At 67.9% G+C, this 15,027-nt stretch carries 19 protein-coding genes; 9 read left to right on the top strand and 10 right to left on the bottom strand.

The window, feature by feature from the left end; genetic code table 11:
- On the bottom strand, positions 1 to 1,278 hold the full coding sequence (gene xseA / locus MNR00_RS11915) for an exodeoxyribonuclease VII large subunit (RefSeq protein WP_241926137.1): 1,278 nt from the start codon (positions 1,276 to 1,278) through the stop codon (positions 1 to 3).
- A gap of 118 nt (positions 1,279 to 1,396) precedes the next feature.
- Between xseA and MNR00_RS11910 the strand changes: the two genes are divergently transcribed.
- Genes MNR00_RS11910 through MNR00_RS11900 form a run of 3 tightly spaced genes read left to right on the top strand, consistent with a single transcriptional unit; the run spans position 1,397 to position 4,302 of the window.
- On the top strand, positions 1,397 to 2,431 hold the full coding sequence (locus MNR00_RS11910) for a 4-hydroxy-3-methylbut-2-enyl diphosphate reductase (RefSeq protein WP_241928837.1): 1,035 nt from the start codon (positions 1,397 to 1,399) through the stop codon (positions 2,429 to 2,431).
- Positions 2,428 to 3,033, top strand: coding sequence for a DUF6264 family protein (locus tag MNR00_RS11905; protein ID WP_241926136.1), 606 nt, complete (start codon positions 2,428 to 2,430; stop codon positions 3,031 to 3,033). Before MNR00_RS11910 ends, MNR00_RS11905 begins: the two co-directional genes overlap by 4 nt.
- A gap of 9 nt (positions 3,034 to 3,042) precedes the next feature.
- Complete coding sequence (locus MNR00_RS11900) at positions 3,043 to 4,302, top strand: hypothetical protein (protein ID WP_241926135.1); 1,260 nt, start codon at positions 3,043 to 3,045, stop codon at positions 4,300 to 4,302.
- A 55-nt stretch (positions 4,303 to 4,357) separates the two neighbouring features.
- Here the strand turns inward: MNR00_RS11900 and ehuA are convergent, their stop codons facing one another.
- The 4 genes from ehuA to ehuB are packed head-to-tail and all read right to left on the bottom strand — an operon-like array spanning position 4,358 to position 7,451.
- Positions 4,358 to 5,134, bottom strand: coding sequence for an ectoine/hydroxyectoine ABC transporter ATP-binding protein EhuA (gene ehuA / locus MNR00_RS11895; protein ID WP_277884369.1), 777 nt, complete (start codon positions 5,132 to 5,134; stop codon positions 4,358 to 4,360).
- A gap of 22 nt (positions 5,135 to 5,156) precedes the next feature.
- On the bottom strand, positions 5,157 to 5,819 hold the full coding sequence (ehuD, locus tag MNR00_RS11890; protein ID WP_241926134.1) for an ectoine/hydroxyectoine ABC transporter permease subunit EhuD: 663 nt from the start codon (positions 5,817 to 5,819) through the stop codon (positions 5,157 to 5,159).
- Positions 5,816 to 6,541 carry an ectoine/hydroxyectoine ABC transporter permease subunit EhuC gene (gene ehuC, locus MNR00_RS11885; RefSeq protein WP_241926133.1) on the bottom strand — a complete coding sequence of 242 codons (726 nt, stop codon included), beginning with the start codon at positions 6,539 to 6,541 and terminating at the stop codon, positions 5,816 to 5,818. The genes ehuD and ehuC overlap by 4 nt, the downstream gene beginning before the upstream one ends.
- Positions 6,542 to 6,551: 10 nt before the next feature.
- Complete coding sequence (gene ehuB / locus MNR00_RS11880; protein ID WP_241926132.1) at positions 6,552 to 7,451, bottom strand: ectoine/hydroxyectoine ABC transporter substrate-binding protein EhuB; 900 nt, start codon at positions 7,449 to 7,451, stop codon at positions 6,552 to 6,554.
- A gap of 201 nt (positions 7,452 to 7,652) precedes the next feature.
- Here ehuB and MNR00_RS11875 point away from each other — a divergent pair, with 201 nt between their 5' ends.
- Positions 7,653 to 8,411 (top strand): GntR family transcriptional regulator, encoded by a 759-nt coding sequence (locus tag MNR00_RS11875; RefSeq protein ID WP_241926131.1) that lies wholly within the window; start codon positions 7,653 to 7,655, stop codon positions 8,409 to 8,411.
- A 3-nt stretch (positions 8,412 to 8,414) separates the two neighbouring features.
- Here the strand turns inward: MNR00_RS11875 and MNR00_RS11870 are convergent, their stop codons facing one another.
- Positions 8,415 to 8,885, bottom strand: coding sequence for a DUF2231 domain-containing protein (locus MNR00_RS11870; protein ID WP_241926130.1), 471 nt, complete (start codon positions 8,883 to 8,885; stop codon positions 8,415 to 8,417).
- Positions 8,886 to 8,966: 81 nt separating this feature from the next.
- On the opposite strand from MNR00_RS11870, the gene MNR00_RS11865 reads away from it, so the two are divergent.
- The 3 genes from MNR00_RS11865 to MNR00_RS11855 all read left to right on the top strand — a co-directional run bounded on the left by MNR00_RS11865 (position 8,967) and on the right by MNR00_RS11855 (position 10,771).
- A complete protein-coding gene (locus MNR00_RS11865) occupies positions 8,967 to 9,473 on the top strand; it encodes a sigma-70 family RNA polymerase sigma factor (RefSeq protein ID WP_241926129.1) in 507 nt (168 codons plus the stop codon).
- Entirely contained in the window at positions 9,470 to 10,153 is a 684-nt protein-coding gene (locus tag MNR00_RS11860) for a zf-HC2 domain-containing protein (RefSeq protein WP_241926128.1), read from the top strand. The genes MNR00_RS11865 and MNR00_RS11860 overlap by 4 nt, the downstream gene beginning before the upstream one ends.
- Before the next feature lie 117 nt (positions 10,154 to 10,270).
- On the top strand, positions 10,271 to 10,771 hold the full coding sequence (locus MNR00_RS11855; protein ID WP_241926127.1) for a hypothetical protein: 501 nt from the start codon (positions 10,271 to 10,273) through the stop codon (positions 10,769 to 10,771).
- An 18-nt stretch (positions 10,772 to 10,789) separates the two neighbouring features.
- On the opposite strand, the gene MNR00_RS11850 is transcribed toward MNR00_RS11855, so the two are convergent.
- Positions 10,790 to 11,233 (bottom strand): hypothetical protein, encoded by a 444-nt coding sequence (locus MNR00_RS11850; protein ID WP_241926126.1) that lies wholly within the window; start codon positions 11,231 to 11,233, stop codon positions 10,790 to 10,792.
- Positions 11,234 to 11,383: 150 nt separating this feature from the next.
- Entirely contained in the window at positions 11,384 to 12,412 is a 1,029-nt protein-coding gene (gene fbaA, locus MNR00_RS11845) for a class II fructose-bisphosphate aldolase (protein ID WP_241926125.1), read from the bottom strand.
- Between the two features lie 182 nt (positions 12,413 to 12,594).
- On the opposite strand from fbaA, the gene glpX reads away from it, so the two are divergent.
- The gene (gene glpX / locus MNR00_RS11840) at positions 12,595 to 13,581 is read left to right on the top strand and encodes a class II fructose-bisphosphatase (RefSeq protein WP_241926124.1); all 987 of its coding nucleotides are present in this window, start codon (positions 12,595 to 12,597) and stop codon (positions 13,579 to 13,581) included.
- Positions 13,582 to 13,676: 95 nt separating this feature from the next.
- Positions 13,677 to 13,979 (top strand): hypothetical protein, encoded by a 303-nt coding sequence (locus tag MNR00_RS11835; protein ID WP_241926123.1) that lies wholly within the window; start codon positions 13,677 to 13,679, stop codon positions 13,977 to 13,979.
- A 39-nt stretch (positions 13,980 to 14,018) separates the two neighbouring features.
- Here MNR00_RS11835 and MNR00_RS11830 read toward each other — a convergent pair whose 3' ends face one another.
- Together MNR00_RS11830 and MNR00_RS11825 are read right to left on the bottom strand one after the other, a co-directional pair.
- A complete protein-coding gene (locus tag MNR00_RS11830) occupies positions 14,019 to 14,402 on the bottom strand; it encodes an ankyrin repeat domain-containing protein (protein WP_241926122.1) in 384 nt (127 codons plus the stop codon).
- A gap of 27 nt (positions 14,403 to 14,429) precedes the next feature.
- On the bottom strand, positions 14,430 to 15,014 hold the full coding sequence (locus MNR00_RS11825) for a 3'-5' exonuclease (RefSeq protein WP_241926121.1): 585 nt from the start codon (positions 15,012 to 15,014) through the stop codon (positions 14,430 to 14,432).
- Between the last annotated feature and the right edge of the window lie 13 nt (positions 15,015 to 15,027).

Raw genomic sequence — 15,027 nt, 5'->3', positions numbered from 1 at the left:
CTATCCGCCTTCTTCGATCTGCCCTTCGGAGCGTGCGTGCAGCGACCCGCGGTCGACGGTGACGGTCAGCACTGTGCCCGTCGGGGCATCGGCGGCGTCCGTGAGGATGCGCCCGCCGTCGTGGTGCACGATCGCGTAGCCGCGCGCGAGGGTGGCGGCGGGGGAGAGCGCGCGCAGCGAGGCGCGCAGCTCGGAGGTGGTGCGCTGCGCAGCATCCCATCGGCGGGTGACGGTGTCGCGCCCGCGTGAGGCCAGCAGCCACACCTCTTGCGCGCGCTGCTCGATGATCGGGTCGGGCGAGCGCAGCACCGGACGCGAGCGCAGCTGCTCGAGCTGCGCGATGTCGTGGCTGATGCGCTGGGTCAGCCGGGTCGTGGCTCGCGCGCGCAGCTGCGCGACGATGGCGCGCTGCTCGCCGACGTCCGGGACGACGCGCTTGGCGGCATCGGTCGGCGTCGAGGCGCGCAGGTCGGCGACGTCGTCGAGAAGAGGATGGTCGTTCTCATGCCCGATCGCGCTGACGACGGGAGTGGATGCTGCCGCCACCGCCCTGATGAGTCGCTCGTCACTGAATCCGAGCAGCGTCTGCGGGTCGCCGCCGCCGCGGGCGATGATGATCACGTCGACCTCGTCATCGGCATCCAGTCTCTGCAGCGCTGCGAGGATGTCGGCGACGCTGCGGTCGCCCTGCACCGCCACGTGCTCGGTGCGGAAGCGCACCTGCGGCCAGCGCAGCTCGGCGTTGCGGTGCACGTCCTTCTCGGCGTCCGAGCGCTCACCGGTGATCAGCCCGATGCAGCGCGGCAGGAACGGCAGCGGCTTCTTGCGCGCCGAGTCGAACAGCCCCTCCTGGCGCAGCTGGGCACGCAGTTTCTCGAGCCTCTCCAGTTGGTCGCCGAGCCCGACGTGCTTCATCGCCGAGACGATGAAGCTGAAGTCGCCGCCCTTGACGAAGTAGTCGGCCTTGACCGCGGCGATGACGTGATCGCCGACGGCGAGGTCGCCGGGGATGCGTGCGCGCACGCTCGACCACACCCTGATCGAGATGTGCGCGTCGGAGCTCACGTCTTTGAGGCGCGCGAAGATGTTGCCGGCGCGCTGGTTCCATGACGTGATCTCACCCTCGACCCACACGGTTCCCCACTGGGCGACGAAGTCACGGATGGTGGCGTTCAGCCTGGCGATGGACGTCGGGGCATCAGGGGATGACTCGCGCGGCGAAACCGAGTCGGCCGGCGGCGGCTCGCCTGGGACTGCAGTGGCTTCGAAGACGGTCATGCATCCATTGTTCCGGATGCCGCCGACGCCGGTCGTCCGGCGCGCGCTCCCGGCCCTTGCCAAGGCGCCCGCGGATAGACTCGAGGCCATGAGCGCCGTTATCCTGCCCGTTCCTCGCATGCCCCGCCCCGTGGGCACCGCGCCGCTGCGTGACGTCCCTGTCGACGGTGCGAAGCGGGTGCTGCTGGCGGCCCCGCGCGGGTACTGCGCCGGTGTCGATCGCGCGGTCGTCGCGGTCGAGAAGGCGCTGGAGCGCTATGGTTCGCCGGTGTACGTGCGCAAGCAGATCGTGCACAACATCCACGTCGTCACAGAACTCGAGCAGAAGGGCGCGATCTTCGTCGAGGAGGTCGAAGAGGTGCCAGAGGGCGCGCACATCGTGTTCAGCGCGCACGGCGTCTCGCCGGCCGTGGTGAACACGGCATCGGACCGCGGACTGCACGCGATCGATGCGACGTGCCCGCTGGTGACCAAGGTGCACCGCGAGGCCGTGCGCTTCGCGCGCGACGACTTCGAGATCCTGCTGATCGGCCACGAGGGGCACGAAGAGGTCGAGGGCACGGCCGGGCATGCGCCCGAGCGCGTCACGATCGTGAACTCGCCTGAAGAGGCGGACACCGTGCAGGTCACGGACCCGTCGAAGGTCGTCTGGCTCTCGCAGACCACGCTGTCGGTCGACGAGACCATGGAGACGGTCAATCGCCTGCGCACGCGCTTTCCCGAGCTGCACAATCCGCCGTCGGATGACATCTGCTACGCCACCCAGAACCGTCAGGTGGCGATCAAGAAGGTCGCCAAGGACGCCGATCTCGTGATCGTCGTCGGCTCAGCCAACTCGTCGAACAGTGTGCGTCTGGTCGAGGTCGCGCTGGAGTACGGCGCGAAGGCCGCGTACCGCGTGGACTACGCCGAAGAGGTCAAGCAGGAGTGGCTCGACGGAGTGAACACCGTCGGCATCACCAGCGGCGCCTCGGTGCCAGAGGTGCTCGTCGAGGAAGTGCTCGCTGCCCTCAGCGGTGCGGGCTACCACGACGTCGAAGAGGTGCGCACGGCCGAGGAGGACCTGATGTTCTCGCTGCCCAAGGAGCTGCGCCAAGACCTGACGGGCAAGCGCGACGAGCGTGCCCTCGGCGGGCGGGCTGTCCGCGCATGAGCATGGATCGGCCGCAGTACGGCGAGTACGCGACTCCCGAGGAGCAGCGCGCCGCGGCGGGTCTGCCGCCGTTGGAGCCGAACGCCGCCGCGGGCGCCCCCGCGGGCGGGCATCCGACGCCACATTCGCAGTTCGCACCGATGCCTCCGCAGGCACCAGCGCATCACGCCGTCGCGCCGCTCGGGACGGCGGGTTCACAGGCTGTGTCGGATGCGCCCGCACGTGCCGCCGGACCGATGAATCGTCTCGTCACGATCGTGCTGCTCGCGCTCGGTCTGGTCAACGTCGTCTCGTCGATCCCCGGCTTCCTGGATCTGTCCACCACGCTGAGCACCTCTCTGGAGATGCTCGGGGTCGAGGGGGAGTTCTCGAACTTCGCAGCCGCCCGTGTGTGGGGAACGATCGCGGTGATCGTGATGGTCGTCGGCTACGCTGCGACCGCCTGGCTGTCGTTCCGGCGACTCAAGCGCGGACGCGCGGCCTGGTGGCTTCCGCTGGTCGGCTTCGTCGTGACCATGCTGCTCGTCTCGGTGTGCGTGTCGGTGCCGATGATGGGTGATCCGGCGTTCATTCAGAGTCTGCCCACAGCGCCTGCCGGGTAGCCTCGAGAGGTGTCAGCAGAACAGATCGCCTTTCAGATCACGTACGCCTCGGTCGATTCGGGCGGCGGTGACGACCCGACGTCGGCGGCTGAGCGCATCCTGCGCGATGAGCGGGTGCTCGCCGCGGTGCGCGGCTTCGACGGCGACGAGACCGTGCTGCTGATCCCGGTCACCGACAGCGGCGATGTCGTCGCCCTCGACGCGGATGGCAGGCTGCGATTCGACCTGACCGCCCAGCATCTGCTGGAGTTGTTCGACGCTGAGGGGCTCACGCTGCACCTCGGGTTCGTGGATGATGCGCTCGAGGCGGTGGATGCCGAACTCGACGAGCAGTTCAGTGAGGCGTTCGAGCAGCTGGATGACTCGGCGGCGTCCCCGGAGGACCTCGCGGGATTCGGGATGCCGGATGGCGATGCCGAGCTGGATGAGGACCTGTTCGCCGTCGATCCGGTGCAGGTGGCGGAGTTCTCGCGACGCGGACCGTGGGGCGCGCGGCTGACCGCGCAGATCCTGCAGACGAGCGTGGACTATCTCGAGGTGGGCACCTGGTCGCTGTACGGCTATCGCACCGACCGCCCGCACATGGCGGTCTCCGGTGGCAGCGCCGACGGTCCGATCATCGAGGTGAACCTGCCGGCGCACGGCGACGCCTGGGTCGAGATCACCTCACCGCGTGGGCGCACGGCCATGATCTGGCCGAACTCCGAACAGCACACACGACCCGTGCTCGAGATCGACGCGATGACGGTGCCGGAGAGCGCCGAGGTGTATCGGCGGATGCTGACCGAGGCCGACGGCACGGGCGAGGAGCTTGCCGGGCTCGACATGGGAGATGCGATCGACATCGCCGCCGCGCAGCGGGCTTGCCTGCCCGAGGTGCTCGGCGGCGTCGTGGGGGAGACAGCCCGGATCGAAGCCTTCATCGCGGCGTTCGGCGTACCCGCCACGCTGATCTCCGCAGGGCTCGACGATCGGGCATCCGGTCGCCGCTTCACCCCACGGGGCTGGGGCCGCACAGCCGGCGACTTCCTGCTCGGCGGCCTCGTCGAGACGACGTCGCTGACCCGTCGCGGCCGGCCGCTCGATCGCTTCGCACGATTCCTGCGCAAGCGTCCGCTGCTCGGAGCCTCGATCAGCACGGCAGAGTTGGCCACCGGCATCGCGTTCAGCCGCAGCCGGTCGCGGATCGGCCGTGGCGTGGGCATCCTGCTCATCATCGACGCGGTCGCCGACCTCGTGATCTGGACGGTGCGGATGCTGCGGCGCTGACCTCGTGCAGCCGGCGGCGACGGGCATCCCCGCTGCCGCCGGCTTCACAGCACCGTCACAGTACGGCGGCGAGGAAGTCCTTCGTACGCTGCTCGTGCGGTGCCGTGAAGATCTGCTCCGGCGAGCCCTCTTCGACGATGCGGCCGCCGTCGAACATCAGCACCCGGTTGGAGACGTCGCGGGCGAATTGCATCTCGTGCGTGACGATCAGCATGGTCACGTCGGTGTCGCGGGCGATGTCGCGCAGGATGTTCAGCACCTCGCCGACGACTTCGGGATCCAGCGCGCTGGTGACCTCGTCGAGAAGCAGGATCTCGGGCTCCATGGCCAGGGCGCGGGCGATCGCGACGCGCTGCTGCTGACCGCCGGAGAGCTGCGTCGGGTGTGCATGTGCCTTGTCGGGCAGGCCGACCATCTCGAGCAGTTCGTGCGCACGTGCGACGGCCTGAGCCTTCGGCACCTTCAGCACGTGCACCGGCGCCTCGATGATGTTCTCGAGCACTGTCATGTTCGGGAACAGGTTGAACTGCTGGAAGACCATGCCGATGCGCTTGCGCATCTCGTTCTTGTGCTTCTCCTTCAGCTCGACGCGCTTGCCCTCGCGCTCGACGTGCGTGAGCGGCTTGCCGTCGATGAGGATGTACCCGGCGTTTGCCTCTTCGAGTGTCATCACCAGGCGCAGGATCGTCGTCTTGCCCGAGCCGCTGGGGCCGATGAGCGTGACGCGGTCGCCCTTGCGAACGGTGAAGTCCAGGTCGTGCAGCACGACCTGGTCGCCGAAGCGCTTCTCGACTTTGTCGAAGCGGATGGCGGGCACATCGCCGTCGTTCAAGGTGATGGCCCCGGTGTGGGTGTCAGGCTGTGTAGGCAAGACGCTTCTCCAATCGCCCGATGAGCAGTGAGGTCGGGTAGCTGGCGACGAGGAACAGGACCCCCGCCATGATGATGGCTTCGATGAACCGGAAGTTCGATGCACCGTACTCCTGCGCGGCACGGACCATGTCGGTCACGGTGATGACGGCGAGGAACGGCGTCTCCTTGAACATCGAGATGACGTAGTTGCCGAGCGCCGGAAGGGTGGAGCGCAGCGCCTGCGGGATGATGACGGCGGTCCACGTGCGTCCGCGTGACATCGACAGGGCTGTGGCGGCCTCCCACTGACCGTGCGGTACCGCGTCGATACCGGCGCGGTACACCTCGGCCATGTAGGTGGCGTAGTGGATGCCGAAGATGATGACACCCAGCGTCAGCGGCGGCACGGCGGTGAAGGCGTAGTACGCGAACAGCAGCTGCACCACGAGCGGCGTCATGCGGATGAAGTTCATCACGAACGTCAGGATCGCGGCGACCGGACGCGGCGTGCTCCTGCGCGCCAGGGCGATCAGCAGCCCCAGCACCGCGGCGATGATGCTGCCGAGCACCGTGACGAACAGCGTGACGGTGAGGAACGCCCACAGCATGTCCGGCAGAGCGGCGAAGACGTGATCCCAGTTCCAGATGACTCGATCGTCGTTCACGGGACGTCCCCCTCTGCGTCGACGGTGGGCGCGGCGACTGCTTCACGCAGCCGGGTGCCCTGGCCGAGGCGGTGCTTGGCACGCGCCTCGAGGGCGTTCATGGCGATGGTGAGGATGTACGCGATCACGAAGTAGATGACCAGCCCCAGGGAGTAGGCGAAGAACACGTCGGTGTCGATGCGGAGCTTGTTCAGCTGCGCGGTGAGGTCGACGATCGTGATGAGGTACACCACCGCCGTGCCCTTCAGCAACTGGATCAGCAGGTTGGTGAGCGATGGGATCATCAGCGCCCAGGCCTGAGGGAAGATGACGCGCCACATGCGCTGCGTGCGCGACAGGCTGAGCGCTGTCGTCGCCTCCCACTGGCCTCGCGGCACGGAGTTGATCGAGCCGCGCACGACCTCCGCCCCGTACGCCCCGTAGTTGAGCCCCAGACCGAGGATGCCGACGAAGACCGGCGGCAGTTCCAGATTGAACGGCGGGAGCGGCAGCACGAAGAACAGGAAGAACAGCTGCACCAGCAGCGAAGTGCCGCGGAACACTTCGATCACCGTGCGGGCGAAGCCGCGCAGCAGGATGTTGCCTGACCGTGCCAGCAGGCCGAGCGCGATGGCAATGACGAACGCCAGCAGGGCGCCGCCCACCGTGAGCTCGACGGTGATCAACAACCCGTCGAGCAGGTGGGGCAGCGCCCGCTGGAGCGCCTCGAGATTCTCGGTCACGACGTGTGAGTCAGCCGAGGTCGCCGGAGCAGAGCTGGTCCGTCGTCAGATCTGCGGGTGGCAGGTTCTCGGCTGTGAAGCCGAACGGCTCGACGAGGTCGAGGTACGACTTCTCGTCGCCGGTGATCTTGGCGAGCTCCTTGTTGTATGCCTCGAGCAGGTCCTTGTCCTCCTTGCGGAAGACCGTGGCGCCGGCGCCGATCTGCTCGACGCCGTCGATCTCCTGCACGAAGGCGTCGGTGGTCTCGAGATCGTCGCTGTCCTTGGTCATCCAGTTCAGCGAGACGGCGGTCAGGGCGAAGGCATCCGCCCGACCCGACTGCACGGCCTCGAGGCCGGCGGTGGCGCTGTCGACCTTGGTGACGTCGCCGATGCCGAGCTCCTTGGCGTAGCCCTCTTCGATGGCCCCGGACTGCACGGCCAGCTTGACGTCGCCCTTCTTCACGACCGAGTCGAGGTCGGTCAGCCCCTGAGGGTTGCCCTTCGGCACGGCGAGCGTCGTCGTGTACATGATCTCGGGATCGCCGAAGGCGGCCTGCTTGCAGCGGTCGGGCAGGATCGACATTCCCGCGCTGATGACGTCCCAGCGTCCGGCGTTCAATCCGGGGATGAGTGAGTTCCACTCGACCTCTTCGACCTTGATGTCGTCGATGCCGAGGTTGCTGAAGATCTCTTCATGCATGGCGATGGTGGCGCCGGTCGGCTCGCCGTTCTCGACCCAGGAGTACGGGCGCTCGGAGGCCACGGCCAGCGTGATGGTGCCCGACTCCTGCGCCTTCTCGAGGGTTGTCTGGGCGTCGCTGCCGCCGTCACCGCCGGCGTCGCCGTTGTCACCCGACGCGCATCCGGTGAGAGCGAGGGTCAGCACCCCCAGTGCGGCGAGTGCGGTTCGGACTGTGCGCTTGCTCATGATGCTCCTCTTCGTGACTGTCTGTCGTCGCCGGAGTGGGCGACGACCGCGACACACGATACGGGAGATTGTCTATGCACGTACAATCGGACGTGCAGATTGTCGACAACGAGACAAAACTGTTGTCCTGGAGTCGTGCGCGGCAATGTGCCGCCGCGCGCGCGACAATGGGAACGCGTTCTAACGGATGAGGAGACCTGCATGCCCCGTGACCTGCCCCGTTCGGTCGGCCGCGCGTCAGTGCTGCGCGTGCCGCGGCTGTCGACCGTCGACCTCATCGCGATCGAGTTGCGCAAGGCGATCTTCTCGGGAGCGCTCGCGGTCGGCTCTTCGCTGGGTGAGGTCGAGATCGCCGCACAGCTCGGAGTGAGCCGCAGCCCGCTGCGCGAGGCCGCACAGCGGCTGGTGCAGGAGGGGATTCTGGTCGCGGTGCCCGGGCGAGGGATGAGTGTCGCGGTGATCGAAGGCGACCAGATCGCCGATGTGTACGAGATGCGCCTGGCCATCGAGGCGCAGGCCGCGCGGCGGGTCGCACGCGGCGCCGACCCGCAGGTGCTCACCCGCATCACGCGCGCGTATGAGGACCTCGTCGCCGTCAGCGACGGAGACGATGCCAGAGCCATCGGCGACGCGGACCTGGAGTTCCATCAGGTGCTCGTGGACGCTGCCGGCAGCGAGCGGATGACCCGAGCGATGGCCACCCTGGTGATGCAGACCCGCATCGTGAGCTTCAGCGTGCCGGATGGCTACTCGGTGCGCCGGTCGGTGTCGTCGACCTATCGCGCGCTGCTCGACGCCCTCGCATCGGGTGACGCGGATTCCGCTGCCGACGCGCTCGAGAAGCAGTTCTCGGATGCGGTGTCGCGCCTGCGCGGAGACGCCGACGTCGATACGGTCGAGGTCGACGTCGAGGAGGAGGGCCAGGTCTTCCAGCCCATCGACCCCACGGTCGCCGACTGACTGTCAGACCGTCCCCTCCCAGACGGTCCGCGCGCCGGCATCCCCGGTCAGCACCACGAGCACGAGCGTGACGACCGCCACGGCCACGGCGATCGCCGCGACCGTCACTGACACCCACCTCGGTCGGCGCGACGCGGCGGGCGATGGGCGCCCCATCCACCACACCACGACCGACGCCGGCAGCAGCGCGACTGCCCAGGGCAGCAGCATGATGCCGAGCGATTCGTGGCGGCTCACCGCGGGCGTGCGGCCGACGAGATCGGCCAGCGATTCGCCGGCGAGGATCGTCACCGGCACGAGCACCGCCACGATCAGAGCGGCGATCGGCAGCGCGAGGCCCATCCGCCGACGGGCCGCGGGCCAGAGCGCGGCGACGGCAAGGGCGAGTGCGGTCAGTGGTGTGAGCACGACAGTCGCGTGCACAAGCAGCGGATGCAGAGGCAGGCCGGCCAACTCGAAGTCGAACAGGTTCATACTGGAGAAACGATCCGGAGCCTTCTTCGGTTCAGAATGAACCGCGGGCATCCGGATCTCGTGTCTCCTACGGAGGCTGATGTGACCGCTGACGACGATGAACGACTCGCCGCGCTGTATGACGTGCACGCCGCGCCCATTCGGCGCTACGTCGTCAGCTTGACCGGTGATCGCGGATCGGCCGACGATGTCGTGCAGGAGACGCTGCTGCGCGCATGGCGCACCCCGCGGATCCTCGAGCAGGATGCCTCCACGACCCGCGCCTGGTTCTTCACGGTCGCCAGGCACATCGTCATCGATGAGGCGCGCAGCGCCAGGCGCCGGCACGAAAATCCGGTGGCCGAGCTGCCGGAGCGGGCGGTCGATGATCAGACGGATCGGCTGTTCGATCAGATGCTGATCTCAGACGCGCTCGCCACCATCAGCGACGAACACCGGGCGGTCATCGTCGCGGCGCACTATCGGGGTCGCAGCGTGGATGAGATCGCGGAAGAACTCGGCATTCCCGGCGGCACGGTCAAGTCGCGGATGCACTACGGACTGAGGGCCCTGCGGCTGGCGCTGCAGGAGAGAGGGGTGACCAGGTGAGCAGTGATCGTGTGAACGACCAGCACGAGCGGTTCGCGACCTGGGATGCCGCGTATGCGCTGGGGGCGCTGTCAGCATCCGATCGGGCGCAGTACGAGGCACATCTCGCCGGCTGCGCGCGGTGTCGCGCGGCGGTCGCCGAACTCACGCCGGCGGTCGGGCTGCTGTCCCGTCTGAATGCCGATGCCGTGGCATCCGGCGCCGGCGACATTGATGCGGACGACACCGCTGCGGCCGGGGTGAAGCTGCTCGACATCGCGCGGGCCCGTCGTCGCACGCGGCGTCGGCGCACGTGGGCGGCCGTCGGCATCGCAGCGGCGATCGCGATCGCCGTGCCGGTCGGAGTCGTCGCGCTGTCGCCCCGACCCGCCGTGTCGGTGGCGCTCGAGCAGGTCGTTCCCGTGCAGGTGGATGCTGAAGTCGAACTGACCTCGTTGGCATGGGGCACGCGCATCGACATGGCCTGCGACTACGGGGCGGATGCTCCCGACGAGGGGTGGACCTACGTTCTCGCGGTCGTCGGCGCGGATGGGGCCGAGTCCGACCTGTCGACATGGCGGGTCGAGCCCGGCCGCACGGCGCGACTCTCGGCCGGGACCGCACTCGCGATCGACGACATCCGCGCAGTGGAGATCCGCACTGCAGCGGGTGAAGTGCTGCTGCGCACAGAACTCGGATGAACTCTGGGCGAGTCGGATGAACCCTGGGTGGCTCGGATGAACCCTGGGCGCACCCGTCTCGTGTCACAGTCAGCGCTTCGCTTCTTCCAGCGAGCGCGCCCACGAAAGGACACGAACATGCGCAGGACACTCGCGGTTGCCGCACTCGCCCTCGGCTTGATCCTCACCGGCTGCGGCTCGGGAGGAGCCGGGGATTCCGGAACGGAGGCCCCTTCGAGCAGCGATGGCGGCGGCATGTACGGCGATGGCGGTGGCAGCACCTCGGCATCCGAGCTCAAGCTCGCCGACACCGACCTCGGTGAGATCGTCGTCACCGGCGACGGCATGACGGCCTACATGTTCGACACCGACACGCAGGGCGCGGACACCAGCGCCTGCACCGGCGCCTGCCTGCAGAACTGGCCGCCGATCATCGCCACGGGCGACACGCCCAAGGGTGACGGCGTCACGGGCGAGCTCGGCACCATCAAGACCGCCGACGGCAAGATGCAGGTCACGCTGAACGGCTGGCCGCTGTACCTCTTCGCCGGCGACACCAAGGCCGGCGACACCAACGGTCAGGGTGTGAAGGATGTCTGGTGGGTGGTGGATGCCGCTGGCGAGAAGATCGGGGGCTGAACCTGACGCGCGACTCGCTCACGGCGCGCGTCGGCGTGCCCGCCCTCGTGCGACCAGCAGCAGCACGGCGGGGACGAGCAGCAGCAGGAATCCACTCGGCCCGACGATCCACACGCAGGTCAGCGCCCAGGCGCCGAGGATGACGCCGACGTAGGCCGGCATCGTGTGGCCGCGTCGGCCCGTCTGCAGAATCAGAAGCGCCAGCAGCACACCCGGCACGACGAATCCCCCGGGGAGGCCCCAGAACTGCGCGACGGCCTCCATCGGCAGCTGCTCCGTGCGGAGGGGGCCTGCGAGCCACGGACCCCACCACTGGTGAAATGCGAAGGCCGCAGTGTGCAGGACGCTGATGACGAGAAGTGTGACGGCCGCGCCGACCGTGAGACGATCCGCGTGCACTGCTGAGTGCTGATTCGAGCCGGACCTGTCCATGCTGGAGGGGATGCTGTGGTGTGTGGTCATGCGCCCATGTTCCGCGCAGCGGCCGCTCGGCAGCATCCTCCCGAGGGGTGAGCGACTCACCCACGCGGGTGAATCCCGGGACAAGGCCCCAGTGACAGCGAAGCGCCGCCGGACAGCGTTCGGCGGCGCTTCGTCTTGTTCTGGTGCGCGTCAGCTCTTCGACTGGCCGTACGAGCCGAGCTGGCGGGTCGACTCGACCACGCGAGCCGCCATGGCGGTCTCGGCGATCTTGCCCCACGCGCGCGGGTCGTACTGCTTCTTGTTGCCGACCTCGCCGTCGACCTTGAGCACGCCGTCGTAGTTCTTGAACATGTAGTCGGCGATGGCACGCGTGTACGCGTACTGCGTGTCGGTGTCGATGTTCATCTTGATGACGCCGTTGGCGACCGCCGTGGCGATCTCCTCATCGCTGGAGCCCGATCCGCCGTGGAAGACCAGATCGAGCGGCTTTGCGCCGGTGTTGTACTTCGCGGCGACCTCGGCCTGGATCTCGCCGAGCAGCTCGGGACGCAGCTTCACACCACCCGGCTTGTACACACCGTGCACGTTGCCGAAAGTGAGGGCGGCGATGTAGCGGCCCTGCTCGCCGAGGCCCAGTGCCTGGATGGCCTGATCGACGTCGGCGAAGGTCGTGTAGAGAGCGTCGTTCGAGCCCTCGTGCTGCACGCCGTCCTCTTCGCCGCCGACGACGCCGATCTCGACCTCGAGGATGGCGTTGATCGCCTTCATGCGGGGCAGCAGCTGCTGCGCGATCTCGATGTTCTCAGCGAGCGGCACGGCGGAGCCGTCCCACATGTGCGACTGGAAGATCGGGTTGCGGCCCGCCTTGACCTCTTCCTCGGATGCGGCGATGAGCGGCTCGACGAAGCCGGGCAGCGCGTCCTTCGGGCAGTGGTCGGTGTGCAGAGCGACCGTGATGGGGTAGTTCTTGGCGACTTCGGTCGCGAAACGCGCGAAGGCAAGGGCGCCGGTGGCGCGGGCCTTGACGGTCTGGCCGGCGAAGTAGTCGGCGCCGCCGGTGGTGACCTGGATGATGCCGTCGGAGCCGGCCTCGGTCAGACCCTGCAGCACGGAGTTGATCGTCTGCGAGCTGGAGACGTTGAAGGCGGGGTACGCGAAGCCGCCGGCCTTGGCGCGGTCGAGCATCTCTGCATACTGATCCGGAGTGGCGATGGGCATGGATTCTCCTGCTTCTGGTGTGCGGGGGTCAGCCTCAACTTTAGCCGCGTGCAGGAGAGATCTTTCGGCTGTTGCACGCCCCCACCACGAGTTCTTGAGGCACCGTTAAGAACGCTGATTCCTTCATGGCGTTTCGTGGAAAAGTCGGCAATTTCGTTGCATCCGATCGTTATGCTGACCGCATGGTGAGTCTCACGGCCGATCTCAGCCCCCTCCGTCCCGACCGCAACCTCGCACTGGAACTCGTGCGCGCCACCGAAGCGGCGGCGATCCGCGCGGTGCCGTTCATCGGCCGCGGCGCGAAGGAAGCCGCCGACGGCGCTGCCGTCGACGCGATGCGCGCGTTCCTCGGAACCGTCGACTTCCAGGGCCGCGTGGTGATCGGCGAGGGGGAGAAGGACAACGCCCCCATGCTGTTCAACGGCGAAGAGGTCGGCACCGGCCGCGGACCCGAGTGCGACATCGCCGTCGACCCGATCGATGGGACCTCGCTCACCGCCGCCGGACGACAGAACGCGCTCTCGGTGCTCGCCGTCTCGGACCGCGGCTCGATGCTCGACGCGTCCAGCGTGTTCTACATGGACAAGCTCGTCACGGGCCCCGCCGGCGTCGGCGTCGTCGACATCCGTCTGCCGATCGGCGAGAACATCCGCCGCCTCGCGAAGGCACTCGACAAGCCCGTCGACGAGATGGTCGTCTCGGTGCTGAACCGGCCGCGGCACGAGAAGCTCATCCAGGAGATCCGGGATGCCGGTGCGGGAACGCGCCTGATGAGCGATGGCGACGTCGCCGGCGGCATCAACGCCGCCCGTCACGACGCCCGCACCGACATGTGCGTCGGCATCGGCGGCAGTCCAGAGGGCATCGTGACCGCGTGTGCGATCAAGGCGCTGGGTGGTCACATCCAGGGCATCCTCTGGCCGCGCGACGATGAAGAGCGCCAGCGTGGCATCGACGCGGGCCTCGACATCGACAAGGTCTACGAGGCCGACGACCTCGTCAAGGGGAACAACACGATCTTCGTCGCCACCGGTGTCACCGATGGCCAGCTCGTGCGCGGCGTGCGCCGCGAGGGCGGCTACCTCTACACCGAGAGCGTCGTGCTGCGCAGCGCGTCGGGCACATTGCGCCGCATCACCTCGGATCACCTCGTCTCGAAGTGGCTCTGATCGGCTGAATGCCGCGATTTCCTGCGCACCCTGGCAGAATGAGGGGTGTCTGACGCGCCATATGCGTCGGCAAGGCAGGAACAGGAGAGGTCGGGATGTCATCGAACGAAGAGTCTGACAAGCCGAGCTCCGACGAACCCAGTCGCGTGCAGCACATCACCACCAAAACCGGACGCATCCTGCGGGTGACCGAAGAGCAGATCGCGGCCGCGGTGATTGCGCAGCAGGCAGCGGCAGCGGCGAAGCCCGCTATCGACCCGGCGCGTCGCACCGACGTGCTCTTCCGCGTGCGCCGAGACGAGGGGCACGAGCTGAGCTCATGGTGGATGGTCGGCGCGTTCGTCGTCTTCTCCGGTGTCGTGATCGCGCTGCTGTCGTGGGTGCCGGGCGGCGCCTGAGTCGCCAGCATCAGCCGGTCGTCAGGAAGAGTCGAGCACTCAGTACGAGTCGAGAATCGTGCGCATGTCGCTGAGCCCGAACTGGTCGGCGACCTGCCGTGCGGTGTGCGCACCGGCATCCTGATCCGCACCCGCGTCGAGCAGCATGCGCAGCAGCGGCTCGTTGCGGCGGAACACGGCGCATGAGATCGCCGTCTGACCGTTTGCGTTGACAGCATCCAGGTTCGCGCCCCGCGCGATCAGGTCGGCGACCGTCTCGCCGTGCTCGGCGTAGGTCGCGACGATCAGCAGCGTGTCCTGGCGCGGATTGCGGACATCGACAGGCACTCCGGCGTCGATCATCTCGCCCAGCGGGCCGGTGCGCCCCTGACGGGCCAGGTCGAAGGTTCCCTCGATCACTTCGAGGCTCACGTCGTTGGTCACCCGACCATTGTCGCGGATGCCAGACGATCAGGCCACGGCGCGCTGAAGTTCGGGTTCGGTGAGTCGCACGCCGAGCGCTGCACCGAGGGCATCCACATCGTCCGCCTTCGCGCGGCGGGCGGCGTCGATGACGATCTGCGCGCACGCGCGGGCGTCGGCCAGCGCGTCGTGGTGTGCGAACTCGCCGAAGCCGGCGGCGGCTGCGGCGACCGGCAGGCGATAGGACTCGAGCTCGTAGGTCTTGCGGGCGACGGCCAGCGAGCACAGCGACCGGTACGGGGGAGCAGCGAAACCGGCCACCTGCGATGAGGTGGTCAGAACCTTGAGGTCGAAACCGGCGTTGTGCGCGACGAGCACGTCGTCTCCGGCGAACGTGCACAAGCGGTCGAGTTGCTGGGCCCAGGTGGCGGCGCCCGCGACGTCGTGCGGGTGGATGCCGTGGATCTTGGTGTTCCACATGTTGAACTCGTCGTGTCCCGCGGGCGGACGGATCAGCCATCCGGTCTGAGCGACGACCTCGCCGTCACGCACGCGGACGAGTCCGACGGAGCAGGCGGAGGCGGGGCTGGAGTTCGCCGTCTCGAAGTCGATTGCGGTGAAGTCCAAAGGCACGATTCCAGTGTTG

The organism is Microbacterium sp. H1-D42, from assembly GCF_022637555.1.
GTDB lineage: Bacteria > Actinomycetota > Actinomycetes > Actinomycetales > Microbacteriaceae > Microbacterium.
Note: the sequence above shows the minus strand (reverse complement) of the source record. Positions and strands in the feature narration are given on the sequence as shown.

Bases quoted from the DNA above. Each gene is read 5' to 3' on its own strand.
- xseA (WP_241926137.1), bottom strand. From the start codon at position 1,278: ATGACCGTCTTCGAAGCCACTGCAGTCCCAGGCGAGCCGCCGCCGGCC.
- MNR00_RS11910 (WP_241928837.1), top strand. From the start codon at position 1,397: ATGCCCCGCCCCGTGGGCACCGCGCCGCTGCGTGACGTCCCTGTCGAC.
- MNR00_RS11905 (WP_241926136.1), top strand. From the start codon at position 2,428: ATGAGCATGGATCGGCCGCAGTACGGCGAGTACGCGACTCCCGAGGAG.
- ehuB (WP_241926132.1), bottom strand. From the start codon at position 7,451: ATGAGCAAGCGCACAGTCCGAACCGCACTCGCCGCACTGGGGGTGCTG.
- MNR00_RS11875 (WP_241926131.1), top strand. From the start codon at position 7,653: ATGCCCCGTGACCTGCCCCGTTCGGTCGGCCGCGCGTCAGTGCTGCGC.
- MNR00_RS11870 (WP_241926130.1), bottom strand. From the start codon at position 8,885: ATGAACCTGTTCGACTTCGAGTTGGCCGGCCTGCCTCTGCATCCGCTG.
- MNR00_RS11855 (WP_241926127.1), top strand. From the start codon at position 10,271: ATGCGCAGGACACTCGCGGTTGCCGCACTCGCCCTCGGCTTGATCCTC.
- MNR00_RS11850 (WP_241926126.1), bottom strand. From the start codon at position 11,233: ATGACCACACACCACAGCATCCCCTCCAGCATGGACAGGTCCGGCTCG.
- fbaA (WP_241926125.1), bottom strand. From the start codon at position 12,412: ATGCCCATCGCCACTCCGGATCAGTATGCAGAGATGCTCGACCGCGCC.
- glpX (WP_241926124.1), top strand. From the start codon at position 12,595: ATGGTGAGTCTCACGGCCGATCTCAGCCCCCTCCGTCCCGACCGCAAC.
- MNR00_RS11835 (WP_241926123.1), top strand. From the start codon at position 13,677: ATGTCATCGAACGAAGAGTCTGACAAGCCGAGCTCCGACGAACCCAGT.